Here is a 696-nt window from a genome sequence, read left to right as displayed (position 1 = left end):
CCGAGGCGCCGGCCGCCCCCGCGCTCGAGGAGATCGCGCCCACCGAGGGCCGGCTGGAGCGGCTGCGCGGCCGGCTGGCCCGGTCGCAGAACGCGCTGGGGCGCAGCGTGCTGGGCCTGATCGGCGGCGGCGACCTGGACGAGGACGCCTGGCAGGACGTCGAGGACACGCTGCTGATCGCCGACCTGGGCCCGGTGGTCGCCGAATCCGTGATCTCCCAGCTGCGCACCCGGCTGGCCAGCAGCGACGTGCGCACCGAGGCCGACGCCAAGGCCGTGCTGCGTGACGTGCTGATCAATGAGCTGCAGCCCGGCATGGACCGGTCGATCAGGGCGCTGCCGCACGCCGACCATCCCTCGGTGTTGCTGATCGTCGGCGTCAACGGCACCGGGAAAACCACCACCGTCGGCAAGTTGGCCCGGGTCCTGGTCGCCGACGGGCGACGGGTCGTGCTGGGCGCCGCCGACACCTTCCGCGCCGCGGCGGCCGATCAGCTGCAGACCTGGGCGTCGCGGGTCGGGGCGGAGGTGGTCCGCGGGGCCGAGGGCGCCGACCCGGCCTCGGTGGCCTTCGACGCCGTCGACAAGGGCATCGCCGCAGGCGCGGACGTGGTGCTCATCGACACGGCGGGACGGCTGCACACCAAGGTCGGGCTGATGGACGAGCTGGACAAAGTTAAGCGGGTCGTAACACGGC

1 protein-coding gene is annotated in these 696 nt (G+C 73.6%); it reads left to right on the top strand.

Annotation, left to right across the window (positions count from 1 at the left end):
- Nucleotides 1-696 (top strand): signal recognition particle receptor subunit alpha (locus A5646_RS22180; protein ID WP_156765674.1); only part of this gene is annotated, 696 nt, incomplete at both ends.

The sequence above is a fragment of the Mycobacterium sp. 1245499.0 genome, assembly GCF_001673615.1.
Lineage (GTDB): Bacteria > Actinomycetota > Actinomycetes > Mycobacteriales > Mycobacteriaceae > Mycobacterium > Mycobacterium europaeum_A.
The sequence above is the reverse complement of the archived record's forward strand: the minus strand, read 5'-3'. Positions and strand labels throughout refer to the sequence as shown.